The 21,564-nt window shown below is 38.3% G+C and carries 20 protein-coding genes; 12 read left to right on the plus strand and 8 right to left on the minus strand.

Translation table 11 applies throughout. The features are described from left to right. Positions 1–153: 153 nt before the first annotated feature. The gene (locus tag KKD20_01315) at positions 154–567 is read left to right on the plus strand and encodes a pilin (protein ID MBU4331745.1); all 414 of its coding nucleotides are present in this window, start codon (positions 154–156) and stop codon (positions 565–567) included. 69 nt (positions 568–636) lie between these two features. Here the strand turns inward: KKD20_01315 and KKD20_01320 are convergent, their stop codons facing one another. The 6 genes from KKD20_01320 to KKD20_01345 all read right to left on the minus strand — a co-directional run bounded on the left by KKD20_01320 (position 637) and on the right by KKD20_01345 (position 5,655). Beyond that, positions 637–1,203 carry a hypothetical protein gene (locus KKD20_01320; protein ID MBU4331746.1) on the minus strand — a complete coding sequence of 189 codons (567 nt, stop codon included), beginning with the start codon at positions 1,201–1,203 and terminating at the stop codon, positions 637–639. Positions 1,204–1,367: 164 nt separating this feature from the next. Continuing rightward, positions 1,368–1,601: a type II toxin-antitoxin system HicA family toxin gene (locus tag KKD20_01325; protein ID MBU4331747.1), complete on the minus strand. Its 234-nt coding sequence runs from the start codon at positions 1,599–1,601 to the stop codon at positions 1,368–1,370. After that, positions 1,594–1,842, minus strand: a complete 249-nt coding sequence (locus KKD20_01330) for a type II toxin-antitoxin system HicB family antitoxin (protein MBU4331748.1) — start codon at positions 1,840–1,842, stop codon at positions 1,594–1,596. Before KKD20_01330 ends, KKD20_01325 begins: the two co-directional genes overlap by 8 nt. Before the next feature lie 159 nt (positions 1,843–2,001). Next, the gene (locus KKD20_01335) at positions 2,002–2,715 is read right to left on the minus strand and encodes a polyprenol monophosphomannose synthase (protein ID MBU4331749.1); all 714 of its coding nucleotides are present in this window, start codon (positions 2,713–2,715) and stop codon (positions 2,002–2,004) included. A gap of 7 nt (positions 2,716–2,722) precedes the next feature. Then, positions 2,723–5,017 (minus strand): YfhO family protein, encoded by a 2,295-nt coding sequence (locus tag KKD20_01340; GenBank protein ID MBU4331750.1) that lies wholly within the window; start codon positions 5,015–5,017, stop codon positions 2,723–2,725. Beyond that, positions 5,014–5,655, minus strand: coding sequence for a class I SAM-dependent methyltransferase (locus KKD20_01345; protein MBU4331751.1), 642 nt, complete (start codon positions 5,653–5,655; stop codon positions 5,014–5,016). Before KKD20_01345 ends, KKD20_01340 begins: the two co-directional genes overlap by 4 nt. A 98-nt stretch (positions 5,656–5,753) precedes the next feature. On the opposite strand from KKD20_01345, the gene KKD20_01350 reads away from it, so the two are divergent. After that, entirely contained in the window at positions 5,754–7,088 is a 1,335-nt protein-coding gene (locus KKD20_01350; GenBank protein ID MBU4331752.1) for a hypothetical protein, read from the plus strand. A 219-nt stretch (positions 7,089–7,307) separates the two neighbouring features. Here the strand turns inward: KKD20_01350 and KKD20_01355 are convergent, their stop codons facing one another. Together KKD20_01355 and KKD20_01360 are read right to left on the minus strand one after the other, a co-directional pair. Beyond that, positions 7,308–8,945 (minus strand): hypothetical protein, encoded by a 1,638-nt coding sequence (locus tag KKD20_01355; protein MBU4331753.1) that lies wholly within the window; start codon positions 8,943–8,945, stop codon positions 7,308–7,310. A gap of 177 nt (positions 8,946–9,122) precedes the next feature. Further along, complete coding sequence (locus KKD20_01360; protein ID MBU4331754.1) at positions 9,123–10,190, minus strand: SIS domain-containing protein; 1,068 nt, start codon at positions 10,188–10,190, stop codon at positions 9,123–9,125. A gap of 401 nt (positions 10,191–10,591) precedes the next feature. Here KKD20_01360 and KKD20_01365 point away from each other — a divergent pair, with 401 nt between their 5' ends. The 10 genes from KKD20_01365 to KKD20_01410 all read left to right on the plus strand — a co-directional run. Further along, on the plus strand, positions 10,592–11,317 hold the full coding sequence (locus KKD20_01365) for a YebC/PmpR family DNA-binding transcriptional regulator (GenBank protein MBU4331755.1): 726 nt from the start codon (positions 10,592–10,594) through the stop codon (positions 11,315–11,317). 121 nt (positions 11,318–11,438) lie between these two features. Then, positions 11,439–11,969 (plus strand): crossover junction endodeoxyribonuclease RuvC, encoded by a 531-nt coding sequence (gene ruvC, locus KKD20_01370; protein ID MBU4331756.1) that lies wholly within the window; start codon positions 11,439–11,441, stop codon positions 11,967–11,969. A gap of 526 nt (positions 11,970–12,495) precedes the next feature. Next, positions 12,496–14,004: a glycogen synthase gene (locus KKD20_01375; GenBank protein ID MBU4331757.1), complete on the plus strand. Its 1,509-nt coding sequence runs from the start codon at positions 12,496–12,498 to the stop codon at positions 14,002–14,004. Then, entirely contained in the window at positions 14,005–15,036 is a 1,032-nt protein-coding gene (locus KKD20_01380; protein ID MBU4331758.1) for a phosphotransferase, read from the plus strand. Positions 15,037–15,052: 16 nt separating this feature from the next. Then, complete coding sequence (locus KKD20_01385; GenBank protein MBU4331759.1) at positions 15,053–16,360, plus strand: glycosyltransferase family 4 protein; 1,308 nt, start codon at positions 15,053–15,055, stop codon at positions 16,358–16,360. Next, positions 16,357–17,568, plus strand: a complete 1,212-nt coding sequence (locus tag KKD20_01390; protein ID MBU4331760.1) for a glycosyltransferase family 4 protein — start codon at positions 16,357–16,359, stop codon at positions 17,566–17,568. Before KKD20_01385 ends, KKD20_01390 begins: the two co-directional genes overlap by 4 nt. Then, on the plus strand, positions 17,565–18,701 hold the full coding sequence (locus KKD20_01395; protein MBU4331761.1) for a glycosyltransferase family 4 protein: 1,137 nt from the start codon (positions 17,565–17,567) through the stop codon (positions 18,699–18,701). The genes KKD20_01390 and KKD20_01395 overlap by 4 nt, the downstream gene beginning before the upstream one ends. Before the next feature lie 22 nt (positions 18,702–18,723). After that, positions 18,724–19,329: a YdcF family protein gene (locus tag KKD20_01400; GenBank protein ID MBU4331762.1), complete on the plus strand. Its 606-nt coding sequence runs from the start codon at positions 18,724–18,726 to the stop codon at positions 19,327–19,329. Positions 19,330–19,411: 82 nt separating this feature from the next. Beyond that, positions 19,412–20,524, plus strand: a complete 1,113-nt coding sequence (locus KKD20_01405; protein ID MBU4331763.1) for a YdcF family protein — start codon at positions 19,412–19,414, stop codon at positions 20,522–20,524. Positions 20,525–20,587: 63 nt separating this feature from the next. Beyond that, the coding region (locus KKD20_01410; protein ID MBU4331764.1) for a DUF4931 domain-containing protein at positions 20,588–21,564 on the plus strand (977 nt) is incomplete at its 3' end.

Below are 21,564 nucleotides of genomic sequence, written 5' to 3' on the forward strand. Positions count from 1 at the left end.
CTGATGTCTCGCTCCGCTGGCTCTTGGTTCCACCAAGAGCCGACATGTAGCCGACATGCGGTTTAGCAACAACAGCGCAGGACAGCCAGGCATTGCGCTTTAAGCATAGCGGCTCCATGTAGAACATGGAGCCAGCAACCAGCACCCAAAACTATGAAAATCAAACTTTTTTTATTAAAAAATTTAACTTTGGCAGTACTGCTAGTTTCTTTTATAATTGGCCCATTGGTTATGCCAATGATGGTGGTGGGGGCTGATAAATATGGGCTTGATGATACTGCCGATGCTGCTGGCCTTTCAACAACACAAAAAGATTTACCTACTGTTATTGGCTTGTTTATCAAATACCTCCTGCAACTTATTGGCGTAATTTTATTGCTTTTTTTGCTTTATGGCGGTATTCTTTGGATGACTTCGGCTGGCAGTGAAGATAAAATAAAAAAAGCCAAGGGGATTATTACTAATGCCATTATTGGCTTGGTGATTATTTTAGCGGCTTATTCGATTACTTGGTTTGTGATGGATAAATTGGCTGGACCAGAAGGTGCAGTATTGGGTGGTAAATAAAACTTTACAAAAAGTTATTAAATAGAAAAAAGAGGTGATGAAGATCACCTCTTTTGGTTTCTCAAGGTGCTAACGATTTCTCGCCCCACTATGCCAATCTCTAACCCTCCCCTTATAATGGTTGTCCCCCCGTCTAGCATCTACCTCAATGGTTCCCTCAACAAATAATTTACCCGTACTAGCTTTGATGTACTGGACCTTAAATTTTCCTTCAGGCAATCTTATATGATCAATGAAACCATCGGGAGGAATCGGCGGGCTTGTATAATTGATAGCCGGAATTTTGACAATAAGGGTGTGGTCACTTTCATTGCCGATAATTCCGTCATAGCCATCTATTCCTGTCTCTGTTCCCATATAACCAAGACCGCCGTAGCCATACCGACCCTCGCGCACAGCTTGAGCTTGAGCTTCTATGAGATGAGCTTGGGCCAAAGCAATGCTATCCTGAACAGCCCTTGAGCCATCCAGTTTATTGATAGCTTTGTCGGTCCATTTAATGTCTTGCTCCTCCAGCCCACCATCTCGCTCATAGCCAGCCTGGGTGTCGGTTACATGAACCACCACCCTTCTCGTGGCGCAACCACCCAAAATAGCCGCTAAAACCGCCGTTACGACCAGCCAAACGATTATCATCCGTTTCATAACAGCCTCCTTTTTATGGGGTGAAAAAATGAACAACTCCTCCTTCTATTACATCTTTTTATTATACACGAAATACAAAATTTGTCAACTCAACAAGGTAAATACCGCAAAAACAGTCTTTAAATCTAAGACTGTTTTTTAATAGAACCGTTCTTTTATTTTTTCAATAAATTTGTAAATTCGGCTACAGGTAATTCCGCATCCCGTAGTAATCTTCTTAAAAGCCCCTTGCCTATTATTTTATGATTAGGAATACTTAATGGATTTCTAGTCTTATCAAAATTGTGGTGCATTCTAATATGGCTTCCTGTTTGTCGGGTTATTCTGTATCCAACCTTTTCAAATACTTTAGTAGCTTGTTTGCCGGAGACAACTGGAAGCTTAGGCATAGACTTGCGTGTTTAAAGTATAAAGTCCAAAATTTTGAGGTTTATAATGTTTAATTATTTCTTGGCTTTCTTCTTCCTCCAGACATAATTCAATTACTTCTTTTATATTGTCTAAAGCCTTTTCAACACTTTTTCCTTGGGTGTAACAACTTTTAAAAATCGGGCATTCTATAAAATAGTAGCCGTCTTCGTTTTTTTGAATAAATACCGGGAATTGATAATTTTTTTTAGCTTTTTTCATAATTTTAACCCTAACCTTATAAATTTATTTACAATTTTGACATTAAATCTTTGAAAAATTATTTTTGATTTTGTTAACTTTAGGCTAAAATACTAAATTTTAACTATTTTGATTATATCAAGAGTGATGAAGAAAGTCAAGGCCTTATACAGGCCTTGTTTATAACCTTAATTTCCAGGGAATAAACACTGCCTCCCAGAAAATACTTTTGTTAAATTTTGATTTTCCTTGTTCGCGGTCAACAAAAGTAATCGGTACTTCTGTAAAACGAGCGCCAGCTTTAATCATTTGATATTTCATTTCAATTTGAAAAGCATAGCCATTAGATTTTATTTGCGATAAATCTATTTTTTTTAAGGTTTTAACATTATAGCCAACAAAGCCCGCAGTTAAATCATTGATAGGAATACCGGTGATAACTTTAGCATATTGGTTAGCATTGCGGCTTAAGAATCGTCGTTTAAAATTCCAGCCCTGGGTTGAGCCGCCAGGGATATAGCGAGAGCCAACAACAAGCTCATGTCCCTGCTCAAGCTTTTCAATAATTTCTGGGATTTTATCAATTGGATGAGAAAAATCCGCGTCCATGGTAATAATAAAATCAGCTGGAATTTCTTTTCGGATGATTTTATTAAAAACATCCAAATAAGCCCGGCCCAAACCTTGTTTTTTTTGGCGGTGGATTACAGTCAGTTGGTGATATTGGCTGGCTATTTCATCAGCGATTTTGCCAGTGCCGTCAGGAGAATTGTCATCAACAATAATAATTTCCAGATTTTTTGTTGGGAGTTTAACTATTTTCTCAATCAAGGGTCTGATGTTGTTTTTTTCGTTGTAGGTGGGGATGATGATATTAATGACATTTTGACGCATAGTTGGTTTATGAGAGATTATGAGGATTAAGGCGATAGTATTTTTTTCCCGCCGTTAGTAATGCTTTGCCGATGATTATTATGGCTAACCCAAGAACAAAGCTAAAAGTAATATATGAGCCAATTAATAAACTTTTTGGTTTAAATCGCATAATTATGTCATAATCACCGCCATTTTCAAAATATATACCGCGAAAAAGTTTATTCACATAATAAATCTTTTTCCCGTTGCCGTTTACGATAGCTTGCCAGCCAGGGTAATTGATTTCACTTAAAAATAAATTGCCCGGCATCTTTGTTGATAAATGAATTTCGATTTTGTTTGGAGAGTAGCTGGTGATAGAGGGCAAATTGGGATCAATGAGCATTAGGTCTGACTCTTTTATTTCTATCAATTTTTTTCCCGGCACGAAGAAAGTGCGAGGTAATCCCTTGGGGTTTGCATATAAATTAGGAAAACCTTCTACACGGACGAGCTCTGGGGAGAGACAGTTATTTTCCCGGCAAAAGACAAACTTAACATTCAAAAGATTTGAGTTTAGCGGCTTCATAGAGAATGTGGGGCGGCTGGAGTTGAATTGGCCACTGGTATATTCTTTGTATGATGATAAGGGCGTTGCCGTCCATGTTTCTATGGTTGAAAATCCATGGACAGCACCGCCATTGCTTGGTATAACATTATTGGTGAGCACTCTAAAGCTACTGGCGTTTTCTTTTTTTAAAAAGTCAATGGCGGGAGAGCTGTCATAAATTTTTTTAGGCGACCACACCCCCATATTAAAATTGAAACCAGCAAGAAATAAATCTAAAAGAAGGATTAAAAATAAATATTTTTTAAATGATCCGTTTAGCAGATTGCCCCATAGGCGGCGTTGAAAGACAAGAAATATAGCATAGAGAAGAAGTAAGAAAATGCCAATACCTTTAATGTTAAACTTTACAAAATTATCGATTGTAGTTGTCCCGACGGGCGACAGTAAGGATATGGTTGATATTAGCAGAAATATTGTAGAAACAAAAATTATTGAAGATAGGAGAATGGCGTGAAAGATTTTTTTTAGGTAGCCAACCAGTTCTTGATTATTTTTGAAGTCGTAGCTCATTATAAAATCATAACCAAAAGCCGTCAGTATGGAAAAAGAAAACAAGTAAAGCAGTAAAAATCTCCCAGGACATCGGAATATTTTCAGTATAGGCAAAAATAAATAAAAAGTTGGGTAAATTATGAAATTACCGCCAAAAGATAGCCCCAAAGTTAGCAAGAGAATAATAGTGAAGAAAATGACTATTTTGTTATTTTTGTGAAAAAAGGCTCCTATCGCGCAAAAAATTAAACCGAGCAGGCCGCAATAGGATGCTGTTTCCCAGAAGTTGCCGGGTAGAAGATAATCATTTAGGGGTCCATAGCCACCAAAAACGCGGGGCGATATGGAGGATAGAATGAATTGAAGCGGTTCTAGCGAATAAGATGTCGCAAATTGATACGAAGAATAGCTCCTTGTTGACAGAGAGACCAATTCTAAAAATGGTAAGAGCTGGATAGCTATTAACCCCGCGGTCAGAAAAATGATAGCGATAGGATTGCGATAAAGGAAAATACTAGCTTTGATTCTATCAACATTAATCGGCGCGCTGCACAAAAAACTTAATGAATTAAAAACAGAGTAAGCGCCCAAAAGGAATATAGTCAAGAAGAAAATTTGCGGGTGGCCAGCCAAAAAGGCGATGGCCAAAAATACGGCGCTTAAAATAATATTTTTAAATGGTTTTTCTTTAAGGCTTTTGTGAAAGAACAGAAAAATTAGTGGTAGCCAAATGATTGTTGAAATAATATTTATATGTACGCAGTGAGCGACGATGGGCAGAGATAGTGCGTAGGTTATAGCCGAAAATAAACTGGCCGGTCGGCTTCTGTGAAAATATTTAGTTAGCGCATAAAGAAATGTTCCCCCCAAAAAGACATGAAAGATGGTCCAAAGCTCAATTAGCCAGGCCGTTCTTGAGACAGCGCCATTAAAAAAAGGAATAATTAATAAATTTAGAGGGTATAAAGACTGAGTTTGGATGTCGGCGAGGAATGGCTGCCCGGCGCCAGAATAAGGATTCCAGAGAGGCAGGACCCCGTCTTTTAGGTTGGTAAAATAAAAGAATTTGTTTGGGACATGGTAAGAAAGAAAGTCATCCCAGAAAAAATAATGTCCAAAAATATTCGGGCTAAAGAATATAAACAAGATAATTGCCAGCAAAAGAATATTAATTAAATCAGCTCTGGAACAGAGTGTATTTTTAATTACTTTTCTCATAATGATTTTCTGTATAGCCCTATATAATATATGCGGCAATGAATTTTTGCATCTGCTATTTTTTTAAAACCAGACGGTTCCAATATGCCCTTTAAGTTTTTTGACCGGAATTTACTCACATGAGCTTCATTCCAATATTTGCCTCTCATTTTTGTCCAAAAAAACCAGACAAATTTAAAAAGCAAGTTTTCGTTTGGTATACCTACCAATAAATAGCCGCCCGGCTTTAAGACTCGCGCGCTTTCACTCACGGCACAATTATAATTAGGCAAATGCTCAAGCACATCCAGCGTCGTAACCAAATCAAAATTTTGATCCGGAAACGGCAATCCGTTTTGAATATCCCCGCACAAGAAATTCAAGTCAGGATGCTGGTTCTTAGCGTGCTGAATTACTTTCTCAGAGATATCCATCCCAAAGCCGTTTGCCTTGGTGATTTTTTTTATTTTGTCCGTAAATATGCCGCTATGACAGCCAAGGTCTAAAAAATTGTTTATTTTAAGGGGAGAGAGGATTCTGCTTATATGCGAGAATCTTTTTGAATGGAAATACTTTTGGAGAAAACTTTTTTGAAGACCTTGCTCATAATAATCAACAGGCACATTGTTATGGATCTGGTTTAGTTTGCTCGAGTTCATTTTTATGGAGATTATTTTGCTAATATTAGCTAAAATTTATTAAATAAATTTGAATTCACACTTGACATAAAACAAGAGTTATGATATGATGTACAAATATGAAAATATATAATAGAAAAAAATTAATATTTTATACTCTGCTAATTTCTTTGATTTTTAGCAGTATTTGGCATCACGCCCTTCCCGTATATGCGGACTACTATATTCCGGATTCAGAAGTTCTTAAGGAAACTAAGTTAGACTCTGCAATTTTAAAACTAAGTTATAATGATGGAATTCAGTGCCTCATTAATGAGAGTTTAGTAATTAACGCATTAGAAGAGTATCACGCAAGCCACTATTGGGACAGAAAGATTGATGTTTATAAATATTTCAAAGAAGGTGAAAATTTAATCGCTTGCCATGTTTCTAACGGCGATGAAAATCGGGGAACGGGTGGCGGTAATTTTGATGCTGAGCTTATTTTAAACGGTGAGGAGATAATTAAGCGGGGCGATACAACAGAAGCTTGCGCCAGAATCACAAATGTTATGTGGAGATTCTATGGTGAAAAAGGGTCAACATCCTACCCGCCCAAAGATGGGGACAGAGACACTTGGTATCAGTTCGGATATAATGATGATGACTGGAAATATGGCGTAGCTCCTTTTGGCACCGGTGATAATAAACCGAGGTGTACTAGCAGTGTTTTGATAGAGGCCCCTGATAATGCCTGGTTTAGAAAAAAGTTTTTTTTAAACGCCGAGCAGTTGGGCATCACCCCAACCGTGTTCCCGGAATTTAAGCAAGCATTTCTTGGGGCTTATCCCACCCCCACTATTATTAGCGTCGCCGAAAACCGAGACATCAACCAAAATCCAAAAGATGTTTATTATACCAAATATCCCACCCCAATATTTACTGGTCTTACAAAATACGGGAGCAATGTAAAAATTTATATTGATGATAAGTTTATTGACTATGCTCAAGTTCAACACGGTGAAAAGTCCGGCACAGCAAATTTTTTCTATTGGTACCGAAACTATCTGCCTGAAGGCAAACACACCATGTATGCGATTACTGAAAATCCTTTAAGTAAGTTTACATCTCCACCTTCAGCCGAGGTTACTTTTGAAGTGGTAACTATGCCGAGCCCAACTATTTTAAGCCTGGGTGAAAACAGCAAAGTTGATATGACCCAAGTTTATATTACCAGCTATAAAACTCCTTTGATTACTGGTATTTCTCCTTACGGCCAAGAACTAAAAATATATATTGATAACGAATATGTTGGCAAAGCCGCGGTTCAAGAAGGAGAAAAAACCGGTATCAGTAATTTTTACATTATGCCGCGATTGAGCCCCGGCAGACATACGGTTGTGGCCACTGCCTATGATCCCCAATTAGATCTAGAGTCAATCGCCAGGCAGGTGATTACTTTTGAAGTGAGGTGAGGGTTAATGATATAGTTTTGCAGATTAAAGGTACCTGGTGTTTTATCGGGTGTTTTTTGGTTTAAGGTCAAACAAGAAACAAGGACACAAGATACAAGTTACAAAAAAATTTCAAGATACAAATTTTCAAATTCCAAACCGTTTGTATTTTGGAGTTTGAAATTTGGAATTTTTTTGTACCCTTGTTTCTTGTATCTTGTATCCTTGTACTCTCATTTTTCAATTCACAATCCGAAAAATATGCGCCTCCTCATCCTCGTAAACCGACTCAAATCCATCTTGGTGTTTTAGAACTTTTTCAAAATCCCCGTATCTTTTTTTAGTCAGAATCACATACTCACTGTTAAACCAGGTTTTGATTTTATAAGCCAAACCTATCGTATCTTTGCCGCTGGTAATATCCCGGTGGAGTTCGTACAAATAACTATCATAAGCATACATAAAAGTAGGATCTAAGCCCACCAGATAATAATTGTGATGATTATGAAAGAAAAGCATGGGCGACTCGTCCCAGCAAGTATGAAAAACAATGGAGTTCTTGGGGGTATTTTTTTCAAGCCAAGCCGAGGCGTTCTGAAGATAATAAAGCGCGAAATTTTTGTTAAGACTGGTTCTAACTGAAGTCAGTTGAGCGGTAAAGCTAACCCCGCATATAAATATGGCCGTGATAACATAGCCGCTAATCAGAATTGTTGTTAAAGGGTTGGGGAAAATAAAAAATTTTTTAATTCTGGCGAGCAAATCTTGCCAGTTAAAACGTTGGCTGGAAAAAGGATTGACAGCAAAGGAGAAGCCAGAGAACATAAGAGCCAGGGGCGCAAAATATTCAATTTGTTTTGATGAACGCAAGGCGAGAATTAAAAACAGCCCGGAAAGCAGAAAAAGGGTCCAATTTTTTCTTGCTTGGAGTTTGATGTTATAAAGAAACCAAGCGCAGGCGATCACCCAAAGCACAAGAATTAAAATGTTCTGTAAGAGAAAATCGCTAAAATTTGGCGCATACCATTCTGCCCCAAGATTAATGGCGCCCTTTTTGTTGACTACTGCTATTTGGAAAATTTGAATCCAATAGAAATTTAGATTCTCCGGAAAGTAAGGATTAATGATAATGCCAGCAGCTATCCCAGCTAAAATAATTAACATCAGTTTGATATGCGGCCAAGCAAATGTTGAAACAAAAAAACAGCGAAGAAGCGACAGAAGATTCCTTTTAGACGAAGCCAACATTTGCTGAATCACTTCTGCCAATACATAAGAACCGCCAATAAAAAGCATTAAAATCCAGCCTCCATAAGTCCAAACATAAAGAAAGGCCACTAGAAACATTAACCAATATTTGCGTTTGAGAATTACATATAAGCTTAAGAAGAACATTATTAAGGCCAGGGGCTGGGCTTTAATAAGAGAGATTCTGAATATAAAACCGGCAGAAGTATAAAGCAAAGCAGTAAGAGCGAGCGGCCGCTTAATCTTGAATCGTTTTAAAAGCCAAAAAAGAAAAGTAATGAGCGCGGCATCTAAGATAACAGTTAAAAATTTACTGCTGGTTATCGGATCCAGATAGTTCATCAAAGGCGTCATTAAAAGGTGGTAAATCAAATGATGGTCAGCGAAATTTTGTCTAAGGGTGGTGTGGTACAGCCAGGGGAAACCCTTAAAAATCGGCCACTCTCCCTGCTCCAGCTTTTCTTGCATCAGCATTGCCACCTTGATGTGATAAAACGAGTCCGGGTCAGCCAGGGTCGGGGTGGCCTGCAGCCAGGTAAAAATTAAAAAAGAAACCGTAAATAGGACAATGTATGTCCGATACGGCCTCCGTTTAAAAAAGTCTTTTATGCGAGAATAGGTTATACTCATAGAATGTAACTTATAGTAACTCATTGTAACTCAATAGTAATACCGTTGTAACTCAATAGTAATACAATAATAACTCAATTGTATTACTACTGTATTACGCGACCCCGGCCGCAGCCGGGGGAGCATATTACTAAACATTGCTAATTTGTAATAATGTTCAAAGATGAGATAATTATGTCATTGACTCAATTGTTGCTTAAAGAAGTCCACCCACGGTATCGGACCCGGATTAACGTTGTTAAGCATTGCCAAATAAAACGCGGTGTAGCTGCCCAAGGATAAGACCTCAAATGATTGTTCAAGTTTTTCTTTTGCCTGGACAGCATATTCCAAATAAGCGATTTTATTGTTCTTAACTACATCTTTAGTAATCTCAAAACGTTTTTGAACTCGCGGTTCGTAAAGTTCAGAATTTATAAAAACAAATATTAAATCTTTTTTATTGGATTTAGGAAATTTGAGTCCTTCCATCAAGTGATGATTGAGCTCTGGAATCACAAACCAGCTTGCGAAGTTTTTAGAGTTTTCATTAATCTGGTTAGCAAAAGCGTGAACATTGCCAGCCAACAATCCAGCAGCAACCAAAATCACCAACCTGCCTTGTGATTCTTTAGCTATTAGCTTGGCCGGATTATCTTTATTATTGCTGATGCCAAAGGTTTTGTTCAATTTTTGGAGGCAGTCCTGAACATTTTTTATTTGAGAGTCAGCAATTTTTATGATTCCGCATTTGTTTAAGAGCGCTAGTTGGCCGATTACAGAATAAGCAACAGCAATTCTTGGCTGGTTGCAAATGTTGTGTCGGGCCTCAAACGCGTACCCGGGAATTTTGTTTTTCTGCATCATCTGGCTTAACTCACCCCCGGTAGTAATCGCCATAATTTTAGCGCCCCGTTTTTTGGCCTCCGCATAACTTCCAATCGGCTCCTCGGTATTTCCGGAAAAACTGGAAATTAAATACAAAGTGTTCTTATTTAAATAATTCGGAACTTGATAATCATTTATTACTTCAAAAGGAATTTTTATTTCATTATTATATAATGATTTTATAACATGACCGCCAAGCCCGGAGCCGCCCATGCCATTAATTACCAGATTTTTTACTTTTTTGTAAGCAACCGGGATTTTAATGCTTTTAGTTTCTTCCCAAGCCTGTTCAACTTGTTTATCAAAAAGCATAATGGAGCCCAGCACGTTGCTCTTGTCTAGGGTATTGATTTTTTTAGGGTTGGATAAGGTGTTCATGGGTTTGATTGTTAAATTGTGTTATGTTTCATTGTCCAATTGTTCGATTGCTTTACTTTTTAACAATTGGACAATCGAACAATCGAGCAATGAAGTAGTTTTCATTGTAAGTATAGCAAATTGTCGTCTTTCTGTCACCTGTCCTGCACTAACGAAGTTTGGTGCAGGATTTTTATCGTCCACATTTCATTAACAGCTATGTATTGATTTTTAGTCCTTGTCTTGGTATAGTAAAGACAAACAAAAAATAGATAAACGTAATGATTTTTTAGAAGAAACCAAAGAGATTGCTAACATTTTTGCCTCAAGTATTATTATTATGAAAGGCAGAAAGAAGCAATTTTTGAGTTTTTTAGTTTGTGTTTTTGTTTTTTTATATTTGATTTTTTATATTGCGAAGCATGTCTGGACACTCAAAATGGGCGCAAATTCATCGTCAAAAGGGCGTTGCGGATCAAAAACGCGGCATGATTTTTACCAAATTGGGTCGGGCAATTACCATTGCTGCCAGAGAAGGCGGCGGTGATCCTGATTCAAATTTTAAACTCCGTTTAGCGATTGACAGAGCGAAACAAGCCAATATGCCCAAGGATAATATTGAACGCGCTATTAAACATGGCACTGGCGAGGGCAGTGAAGAGACGATTAAAGAAGTCACTTATGAAGCGTTTAGCCCAGAGGGCGTAGCTTTAATCATCAAAATTTTAACTGATAATAAAAACCGCGCTCTTTCCAATGTGAAAAATATTATGAATAAGCTTGGCGGAAAGATGGCTGGCGCTAATTCAGTAGCTTGGATGTTTGAACAAAAAGGGGTGATTAGAATTGTGAATATAGAATCTGGAATCTCGAATTTGGAAAAATTTCAATTAGACCTAATTGAGATTGGGGCTCAAGATTTTGAAAGAGAGGATGGGGATTTAGTCATTTATACTTCAATTGATGATTTGCAAAAAGTCAAGGAAGACCTAGAAAAGCAGACTATCAAGGTGGATTGTGCAGAAGTGGAATTTGTGCCTAAAAAAGATAATCTTGCAAAAGTCAGCGATAAGGAGAAAGTTGGGAGGCTGGTTGAGGCACTGGAAGACGATGAGGACGTGGAGGCAGTGTTTACTAATATGAGATGATTGTTCGATTGCTCCATTGTTCGATTGTTGGGTGGGGTATTTAGCAATTGGACAATCGAACAATTGGACAATCGAGCAGCGAGATTACCGTTTTACAAATTAAAAGATTTTATTTTAGCAAATGACCAAACAAAACAAGAAGACTATAATCCTCGGCATTGATCCCGGCATTGCCACTACTGGCTGGGGGGTTATTAGAACAGAAAAAAATGATGTTAAATTAGTTAACTATGGATGTATTATTACTTCTTCTAAAACAGCGTTTTCCGAACGATTGAACCTGATTCATAAAAAATTAAAACAGATTATTAAAAAACACAAGCCAACAAAAGCGGCTGTTGAAGAACTTTTTTTTGCCAAGAATGTTAAGACTGCCCTGAAAGTCGGGGAAGCGCGTGGTGTTATTCTGCTAACCGCCATTCAAACAAATCTGATGATAGAAGAGTTCACGCCCTTGCAGGTAAAACAGGCGCTTTGCGCTTACGGCCGGGCCGAGAAGGCACAAGTTCAAAAAATGGTTAAATTGCGATTAAACCTCAAAGATATTCCCAAGCCCGATGATGCGGCAGATGCGTTGGCAGTGGCGATTTGTTGCGCGCAGACCATTCCGGTGTCATTGCGAGCGACTGTAAGATGTGCCAAGTCAGAATGACCCTGATGAAAGAATGACAAGATAGACAGTAAAGACAAAAAAGAGCGAAGCAATCCCGTCGCAGACCCTGAACTTGTTGAAAGGGCGTGAATCCTGTAGACGAAACCACTCGCGATTCATGTCCACAGGATAGCCTCATTCGCCCAAGCATAAATGCTAGGGCTAGTGGAGTTGACGAAAGCCCCATGAATGGGGCTGGAAAAAAAGACGCTGTTGCCAGTAGCCCTGTTCACAGGGCTTTAGAAGATAAAGACATAGCCCTGGCATTTATGCCTGGGCGGGGGGAACCCGAGGACGAGGAACCCCTCACGTTCCACAGTAAATCACACGGGATTGCTTCGCTCACATGGTTCCCACTCTTAACCTTGCTTGACAGTCGCCTTGGCATTTCTTGTATAGCAAATCCTACAGTCGCTCGCCCAGAACCTAAGCTTAGCGCATGGTTCAGGGCTTGCAATGACAACTTCTTCTACGATTACTCGCAAACAGCGGGGTCCCCGCAAGGTATAACTTTTAATATTTTTTTATGAAACCATTAAAAATAGTCAGTATCGCCGCAGAAACCGCGCCTTTTTCCAAGGCCGGCGGCCTTGGCGATGTGGCCAGAAGCTTACCTAAAGCTTTAAAAAGATTGGGCAATGAAGTGATTGCCATTACCCCGCTTCATGGCGTGGTCAATAAGAAAGAACACGAGTTAAAGAAAATTGCTAATGATGTAACGGTTCAGTTTGATGAAAAAACCATTTTAAAATTTGATCTTTGGAAGGGCTACTTGATGCGGGGCTTGCCCATTTATTTTATTGACAGGGTAGAATATTTTTCTAGCAAAAAAACCATCTATGGCTCTAAAAGAAATAATGAAAGATGGTATTTTTTTGATAGATGCGTTTTGGAAGTTTTAAAAATGATAAAGTTTAAGCCAGACATAATCCAATGCCATGATTGGCACACCGGATTGGTATTTAATTTTTTAAAAAAACATTATAAGGATGATGAATTTTTTAAGGATACCGCGGCAATATTTACTATACATAACTTGGTCTTCCAAATGGAAACAGGCCATGGCCACCATCGCAGGGAGGACGATGGAAATTCCCGATTGCCGTCAATCAAAGAAGAGATTGGAGTTCGAAGCATTAATCTTGCTAAACGAGGCATTATTTACGCTGATTTAATTAATACTGTCAGTGAAAAATACGCAGAAGAGATTTTGACCAAAGAGTTTGGTGAAGATTTGCATCGAATCCTTCAAAATCGCAAAGATAAAATTCTCGGTATTGTTAATGGCATTGATTACAATGTTTTCAATCCCCAGAAAGATCCAGCCTTGGTAAAAAGATATAACGAAAAATCAATTGATAAAAAAATGGAAAATAAACTTGCCCTCCAAAAATCATTTAAACTGCCCCAAAATCCAAATGTTCCGCTTCTCGGCATGGTAACGCGAATCACAGAGCAAAAAGGCTTTGACTTGTTTATGGAAATTGCCGACCATCTCCTGCGGCTTGATCTCCAATTTGTTATTACTGGCTCTGGCGGTGATAAATATGAGAGATTCTTTAAAAAATTGCAAAAGCAATATCCTAAAAAAGCAGGCATTCATCTTAAGTTTGATATAAAAAAAGCCTCGCAAATTTATGCTGGCAGTGATATATTCTTGATGCCCTCGCGTTTTGAACCCTGCGGCCTGGGTCAGTTAATTAGCATGCGCTATGGCTCTATTCCCGTGGTCCGAGCCACTGGCGGACTTGTTGATACTGTTGAAGATTTTAATCCGCGAACAAAACAAGGAAATGGTTTTGTGTTTAAAGGTTATGACTCAATAGAATTTCTTATTGCTGTTACTCGAGCCCTGGAAAATTACCATCATAAAACTTGCTGGCGCGGTTTGGTTAAAAGGGCAATGAAAATTTCACATTCCTGGGAGATCCCGGCTGAAAAATATTTGGAGTTATTTAAAAAAGCGATTAAATTACACAACAAATTACACAACAAAGAGAGTAATAAAAACAATAACAATCATAAATCTAAATAAATGAAAACTGCAAATCCCAACAATTTTTTAGATCCGCAATTCATGAGTGAGTATTTTGCTAACCAAGTCACAGGTGCTGAATACAAAGACGTCAACTGGAAAAACGTTAGAATCACCCCAATCAAAGAAGATATTGGAAAATTTTATCATTTAGTGATTCGCTATGATGTCCAAGGAATAAAACAACCAATTTTTTGTACGGCTAATGCTAAAGAAGATCGCGAGCATGCTTACCAAGCCTTAACATTTATTGATGACCAATCTTTTTTTAAAGGCAAGCTAGCCAGCCTGAAGCCATTGTTTTACGATCCTGAATTTAAAGCCATGTTTTATCTGGGCATTGACGGCAAGGCGCTTTTGGATTATATCAAAGACGAGCCCGAGAAAGTCGAAAGTTTAATCAAGCTGGTGGCGGACTGGTTGACTGAACTTCATCAAATAAAAGCTGATATAACAAAACACACTTTCAACCCCTTGAGCGTTCGCATTGAAACTATAGCGCCAGGATCTAGGGTGTATCTTGAAAAGATTAAGAAATCCTATCCTGGTAATTTTCTTGATTTTAAGAAAATATTTGCTGAAATTAATATTTTTGACGAACGGAATTTAAGAAAGAACAGGCAATGCCTTATTCATGGAGATTTGCATCCGGAAAATGTCGTGATTAACGCCCATGATGAGTCAGAAATAACAATTATTGACTACACTGACATTTGCGTGGCTGACTTCGCTCGGGATTTGGGAAATTTCCTCCAGCAGTTTGAATATATGACCAGTCGCTATAATCAAGAACTTAGCCAGAATATGGCTAGTTTGCAAAAATCTTTTCTTAATGAATATTTAAATAAGCGCGATTTAGAGCTATATGATGAGTTGAGAAGAAGAATCAGCATGTATATGGCTTGGACCGCTTTCCGGAGCGCGACCTTCTTTTTGACTAAAGGGTTTGCGGAGAGGGAAGAAGCAGAAAAATTAATTAAACGCATACCAGAATATATTGATATGGCTAATAATAATACTTTACCATTTTAATAATAGAAATATTATTATGAAAATTCTTTATCTTTACGATTTTCCGCTCTGGGGCAATGGCAGCGCGAATTATTTGAGAAATCTTGTCACCCAGCTCTCTAAGCGGCACGAAATTGCCGTCCTTGCCCCGGACCAAAGACAATTAGAACCCAATGTCAAACGTTATATAGTTAAACTGCCGTTTCCTTGCCCGGTCTATTTTGGCCATCCCGAACTTCCCAATTCTAAAAAATATTCCGAACTAACCGGCGTTGAACTCACCAAATTATACAAGGCCTATCTCGCGGCCAGCGTCCGCGCCGCGGTTTCCTTCAAACCGGATATTATTCACACGAATCATTTTGGCCTGCTTACCTGGGTGGCCAGTTATATCCGCTCAATTTTTAATGTCAATTTTATCGCCACCACTCATGGCAGCTGCCTTAAACATATTGAAACCAACCGCCGCAATATTCCCCTAACCCGTAATTCTCTTTATGATGCCAAGGCCATAACCACTATCTCCAGCCATAACAAACAATGGATGCTAAAACTCCTTGGCAAAGATTTGCGTCACCGCACTAAAGTTATTCCCGGCGGCTTAAATTTTAAAAAATTTTCCGTCAACTGCTCCACTGCCCGATTAGACGAAAAATATAATCTTGTGAACGAAAATGTTGCTTTGTTTGTGGGTCGGTTAACCAAAGAAAAAGGCGTTGAATATCTTATTCGCGCCGCCGATAAAATTGACGGCCAAATTTTTATTATCGGCGATGGCCCGGAAAAAGCTAACATGGAAAAACTCAACCAAGATCTAAATAATGTCAATGTTCGCTTTCTGGGCTACTTTGACAAAAGCAAAGCCGAGGAACTCAAAGAATTTTATGCCCGCGCCGATGTCTTTGTTGCTCCTTCTGTTTGCCATGAGGCCTTAGGCCTAGTTATTTTGGAGGCAATGTCTTATGCCACTCCCACTGTTGCCACGCGCAAAGGCGGCATTCCTCTGGCTGTCAAAAACGGAAAAACCGGCCTCTTTGTTAAAACCCGCAACGTTGAAGATATTGCCCTTAAAGTCAACCAACTCTTTAAGGATGATAACTTGAGAAAAAAAATGGGCATTGAAGCCAAAGCTCTTGTTGAAAAAAAATTCACTTGGGAAAACATCGCTTTAGGGTACGAAAAAATTTATAAAAACATCATCACCGGCAACGGCAACGGACACAGCGGCAAAAAAATCGTTTCTGGTTCCCCGGCAAAATCTCAAAAAAACCCCAAGAAGTACCTGCCAAAGTCAGTTATAAAATCGCAAATTAAAATCGCTAAAAAGATAACTAAAAAAATATGACCAAAGAAAAAATGAGCCAAAAGAAAGTAAAAAAGCCTTTGCATATCGCTATAATGAGCACTAACTTGCTTCCAACTCCTCCTCTTGGGCAAAAAACGATTTACGCGCCGCTTTGGTTGACTTCACAGTTAGCCGATAGTTTGGTAGAGCGGGGACATAAAGTTTTTCTGTTTGGCTCTTCTGATTCTAAAACCAAAGGAACCTTGATTTCTTTGGGACTACCCTCAATGGTCAAAAATAAAGAATGGGGCAATGCTTATAAAAAATTAACTGAAATAGGAAAACAAGCAAGCACCGAAAACCATGGTTTGACTTGGGCTATAAAATGGAAGGAAGTTTTACGAGAGCATTATGAATTGCTTTTAGCTTCAAAACTTTTCCAAATGGCGAATACTGGCGCTTTTGACATCATTCAATTTCACGCCCCGCCCAGAGTTTTACAATTTGTTCCGTTTGCAAAAACTCCAGTTGTGGCAACTATTCACGACACTTTTCCCCATCCACTTGAAAGTTACGCCAATAAAATAATTTATGGTGCTCTGGATAAATATTGTTCTAAAAACCTTTATTTTATAAGTGTTTCTAATGTTCAAAGAAAACCTTTGCCAAATATAAATTATGCGGCCACGGTTCATCATGGCATAGATGTTAAAAAATTTAGTTTTAGTAATCAGAGAGGTGAATACTTAGCTTTTGCTGGTCGGATTGTACCCCAAAAAGGAATCCATATTGCCATGGATGTTGCTAAAAAAACAGGCAGAAAAATAAAAATTGCTGGCTCCATTCCTCCAGAATCTACATATTATTGGGAACAGGAAATTAAGCCCCGCCTTTCAGCTAACGCTACTTACGAAGGCATGCTTTCCCCAAAACAAATGATTTCATTTTATCAAAAAGCCGAAGCATTAATGATGCCGATTATGTTGGATGAATCTTTTGGCTTGGTGATGGTTGAGGCCATGGCCTGCGGCACCCCGGTTATTGGTTTTAAAAGAAGTACTGTTCCCGAATTAGTTAAACACAAAAAAACCGGTTATGTGGTAAGAGATGAAAAAGAGATGATTGCAGCAGTTAAAAATCTTGATAAAATAAAAAGAGATGATTGTAGAAAGTGGGTGGAAAAAAACTTTTCCCTTGAATCGATGGTAGAAAATTATGAAAAAGTTTATTATAAAATAATTGCAAAAATAAAAGGAAATAAATTATGAAAAAATTAAAAATTGCTTTATTTTGTTACACTCATGATACCGTACCGCCCAAGACTAATATTATCAGTGCACCTCTTTGGCTTGTTTATTATCTTGCTAATAGTTTAACAAATAAAGGGCACAAGGTAACACTTTTTGCCATTCCGGGCTCAGAGACAAAGGCCAAACTAGTAGCTAAAGCAATGACTAACTGGCCTAAAAATAAATATGTTAGAGAGTTAAAACAAAGAGGGATGTTTGGTGAATATGCTCGTCGCTTTGTTATGAACGACCAAGCTTGTTTATTAGACATTTTTCTTAATAAAAATAAATTTGATATCTTACACGCCAATACCGAATTAGCCCTCCCTCTGGCTGCTCTTTCTCCTGAACTTCCAATTTTGGTCACTTATCATAGTCCTTTTGACCCTCATTATAATGAACTTTTCCACTATTATAAAAAGAATTTTTCTAATATATTTATAAATTCTTTAAGTAAAGCCCATGCTAACCAAGCCCCGGACATATCTTTTGACTTTATCGTCCACAACGGCATTGATATCAATCAATTCACTTTCAATAAAAATCCAAAAAACTTTTTATTATTCTGCGGTCGCATTAATTTCAACAAAGGCGCAGATATAGCCATCCAAGTGGCCAAAAAAGCCCAAAAACCTTTAAAAATCATTGGTCAAAAATTCTATTCAAGCCCCAAAACCGTAAAATTCTGGGATACAAAAATCGCGCCGCATTTAAACAAAAAAATTCAATATCTTGGTTTTACTCCTTACCAAAAAGTAAAAAAACATTATCAAAACGCCAAAGCCCTGCTTTTCTTAAATCGCTGGAAAGAGGCCTTTGGCCTGGTAATGATTGAAGCCATGGCTTGCGGCACCCCGGTAATTGCTATTCCCCGCGGCGCCGTGCCCGAAGTCGTCAAAGATGGTGTCACTGGCTTTCTGGTCAAAAACCAAAGAGAAGCCGTCAAAGCCGTTAAAAAAATTTACTCAATGCCCAAAGAGGAGTATCTTGCAATGCGCCACGCCTGCCGCCAGCATGTTGAGGAAAATTTTACGATTGAAAAAATGGTGGATAATTACGAAAAAGCGTATTATAAAATAGTTAAAGATTTTAAATCACCGATAAAACGCTAACTCATTCCCAAACTAAATTTTTATGACCATTGTAGTTTTAGGAGGCGGAATAAATATCAAAAACCAACTGCCCCAACAAGTCAAAAAGCGGCTAAATAAAGCAACAGAAATTTTTAAAAAACACAAGAAAGCCAATATTCTTGTTTGCGGCAAACACAGCTTTTTATATCCTAAAGATAAGGCCCCATTAAAAATTGAAGCCGAGGCAATGAGGGATTATCTTTTAACTCTTGGCCTCCCGCCTAAACGCATATACTTGGAAATTAAATCCCAAGACACGATTGGCAATGCCTACTATGCCAAGAAACTTTATTTTATCCCCAGAAAAGAAAAAAGCGCTCTAGTTATTACTTCACAATTTCACTTAGAGCGGACAAAATTCATCTTCAAAAAAATATTCGGAACCCGCTACCAACTTAAATTTGTCTCAATCCGCCCCTCCACTAAAAATAAAGACGCGGAGAAAGTGGCAGAAAGGCAGAAAGAACTTCTCGCGAAAACAAAGGAGCTTTTATCAGGAATGAAATCCGGAAATCATAATTTTTTAAAAGGGAAATTATATAAATTAAAATATTATCAAGATAAAAGGCCTGGCTGGGTGATAAAATTTGCAACCCAGGGGAAATAGCCATATCTAAACTAAAATTCTCTATTCATAGAATGCCAATAACAATAAAAATCAACTATTTAACCATTCAATCCATATAATTATGCCAGAAAAAATTTCAGTCCTCCCTCCCCGCGAGGAAGAAGGCGAAAAAGAAACTCCGCAAGAATCAAAAGAACTTCAGCCAGAAGATAGGGAATCAAAAGAAAAAGAACCGCATTATGATGCGGCTATTGTTTTTGGTTTTGGAGTTCTCTCCCCAGAAAATCAAAAAACCCCAGACGAAAAAAAATGGCAATTAAGCTTTGGGGCTCGTCTGCGTCTGGATGCGGCTGTTGCGTTATACAAAATGGGACAGGTGCGAGAAATTTTTGTGTCTGAGGGCGGCAAAGGCGCGGAAACCATGAAAAAATATCTAATTGAATATTGGGGACTGCCAGATGGTGTTGTTAAAGAAGAAGCCCATGCGACTAATACTTTAGAAAACTTCGCCCATACAATAAATATGCTTGACGGAGAAAAAGAAAAAGCTGAAACTACTGGTGAACCAGAGGATTATAAATACGGCAATTTAGCTTTTATTAGTAGCGGCTTTCACACCGAACGTATCAAGCAGTTAGCTAGACTTTTTGAGTTTGAAGGCAATACTGTCTCAGCTGAAGAAATGATAAAGCACGCAGTCAGAAGTGATGTGGAAGATTTTAAAGAAAAAACACTTGAACATGCTGAATTTGAGCAAGACGAAGAAACCGATAAAAAAGTTTGGAAACCCACTGAACATAATCCAAAAGAAACTGGTTTTAATTTTGGCGAAATGAAAAGCCGCGCTTATGATCCTAATCGGCCCCAGTATCAAGAATGGTTACAGGCCGAAGACAAGTGGGTCCTACCCATTATAAAACACGGCTGGGAAGATTATTTTTTACAGAATATTGCCATTGTTAATCCTGCGAGATTACGCGACATGATTGCTGACAATAAGAATATTCAAAAATTTATTCTTAAAAATGGGGATTTAACAAAATTTCTTCAGGAAAAAGGAATTGATACTGATGAAAAAGAGTTAAGTGAAAATATTCGGGCAATGGGTGATGATGATATGGAAGAATTTCGCAAACAACTAAGACAAATAGATAGATTAAAGTCGCCAATATTCAAAGCCAAGAGGGAAGAAATAGAAAAACAATGGCGAGAATACTTTGAAACCCAAGACTAATAATCATTTTTTCATTTTTAAGTTTGTGTTTTTTATTTTTTATTTTTAATATTTCATTTTTTAATGACCCCACAATTCTCAAAAATCAACTCCCTTCAAACCCGCCGCGTCAAAATTCCCGTGGCGCCCCAGGTTTCAATTTCTCCGAAAAAGCCCGAAATCCGCAAAGATTATTTCCTAGATCGTTATGTGATTATAACTCCGGCCCGGGCGGCTCGGCCTCATGATGTTAGAGAAGAGGCCGTGATTCATACTGGCGGCGGTTGTGTGTTTTGCGGCGAAGGATTAAAAAAACAAAAAAGCAAGAAAGACTATTTTAGCGGACAGGAAAAAATAATTGCGATTGCCAATAAATACCCAGCCGTAACCCAAGATAACCCCAAGGCCTATGGGGTTCATGAAGTAATTATTGATACTGTTGAGCACGGCAAAGAAACCGGCGACCTGCCAACAAAACAAATTCAAAATTTGATTGATGTTTATGCGGGCAGGACCTGTGAGATTTCCAAAGATAAAAAAATTGAATATATTTTAGTGTTTAAAAATTCCGGCGGTAAGGCCGGAGCTTCTATTTTTCACGCGCATTCCCAGGTCTTTGCCACTAAAATTCTGCCGCCCGATGTTATGGAAGAATTAAGCGAGGCCCATAGATATCAGGTTAAACACGGAATTTGTCCTTATTGTAAAATTATTAAAGACGAAGAAAAAAGTCCGCGCAAAATTTATGCAGACAAAAACGTTGTCGCCATTACTCCCTATGCGTCCCAATTCCACTATGAAGCCTGGGTTTTTCCGCGCCGGCATCTTGATAACATTACTTTATTGACTGAACCAGAACGAAATTCTTTTGCCAAGTCCCTAAAACTGATTTTATCAAAATTAAACTCTATTAATCTATCTTACAACTTTTTTCTTCATGATGTTGTCCAAGACAAAAACCAGCATTTTTATTTAAAAATCCAGCCGAGAGAATCTATTTTTGCGGGGTTGGAATTGGGCAGCGGGATGGTGATTAATTCCATTGAGCCGGAGGTGGCGGC

It is taken from the genome of Patescibacteria group bacterium (assembly GCA_018896645.1).
In the GTDB taxonomy this organism is placed as follows: Bacteria; Patescibacteriota; Patescibacteriia; order UBA2591; family JABMQE01; genus JAHIMF01.

Coding starts and splice junctions, on each gene's coding strand:
- KKD20_01340 (MBU4331750.1), bottom strand. CDS start 5,017: ATGAGAAAAGTAATTAAAAATACACTCTGTTCCAGAGCTGATTTAATT.
- KKD20_01405 (MBU4331763.1), top strand. CDS start 19,412: ATGCCAGAAAAAATTTCAGTCCTCCCTCCCCGCGAGGAAGAAGGCGAA.
- ruvC (MBU4331756.1), top strand. CDS start 11,439: ATGACCAAACAAAACAAGAAGACTATAATCCTCGGCATTGATCCCGGC.
- KKD20_01350 (MBU4331752.1), top strand. CDS start 5,754: ATGAAAATATATAATAGAAAAAAATTAATATTTTATACTCTGCTAATT.
- KKD20_01345 (MBU4331751.1), bottom strand. CDS start 5,655: ATGAACTCGAGCAAACTAAACCAGATCCATAACAATGTGCCTGTTGAT.
- KKD20_01360 (MBU4331754.1), bottom strand. CDS start 10,190: ATGAACACCTTATCCAACCCTAAAAAAATCAATACCCTAGACAAGAGC.
- KKD20_01395 (MBU4331761.1), top strand. CDS start 17,565: ATGAAAAAATTAAAAATTGCTTTATTTTGTTACACTCATGATACCGTA.
- KKD20_01325 (MBU4331747.1), bottom strand. CDS start 1,601: ATGCCTAAGCTTCCAGTTGTCTCCGGCAAACAAGCTACTAAAGTATTT.
- KKD20_01355 (MBU4331753.1), bottom strand. CDS start 8,945: ATGAGTATAACCTATTCTCGCATAAAAGACTTTTTTAAACGGAGGCCG.
- KKD20_01375 (MBU4331757.1), top strand. CDS start 12,496: ATGAAACCATTAAAAATAGTCAGTATCGCCGCAGAAACCGCGCCTTTT.
- KKD20_01390 (MBU4331760.1), top strand. CDS start 16,357: ATGACCAAAGAAAAAATGAGCCAAAAGAAAGTAAAAAAGCCTTTGCAT.
- KKD20_01400 (MBU4331762.1), top strand. CDS start 18,724: ATGACCATTGTAGTTTTAGGAGGCGGAATAAATATCAAAAACCAACTG.
- KKD20_01330 (MBU4331748.1), bottom strand. CDS start 1,842: ATGAAAAAAGCTAAAAAAAATTATCAATTCCCGGTATTTATTCAAAAA.
- KKD20_01335 (MBU4331749.1), bottom strand. CDS start 2,715: ATGCGTCAAAATGTCATTAATATCATCATCCCCACCTACAACGAAAAA.
- KKD20_01315 (MBU4331745.1), top strand. CDS start 154: ATGAAAATCAAACTTTTTTTATTAAAAAATTTAACTTTGGCAGTACTG.
- KKD20_01365 (MBU4331755.1), top strand. CDS start 10,592: ATGTCTGGACACTCAAAATGGGCGCAAATTCATCGTCAAAAGGGCGTT.
- KKD20_01385 (MBU4331759.1), top strand. CDS start 15,053: ATGAAAATTCTTTATCTTTACGATTTTCCGCTCTGGGGCAATGGCAGC.
- KKD20_01320 (MBU4331746.1), bottom strand. CDS start 1,203: ATGATAATCGTTTGGCTGGTCGTAACGGCGGTTTTAGCGGCTATTTTG.
- KKD20_01380 (MBU4331758.1), top strand. CDS start 14,005: ATGAAAACTGCAAATCCCAACAATTTTTTAGATCCGCAATTCATGAGT.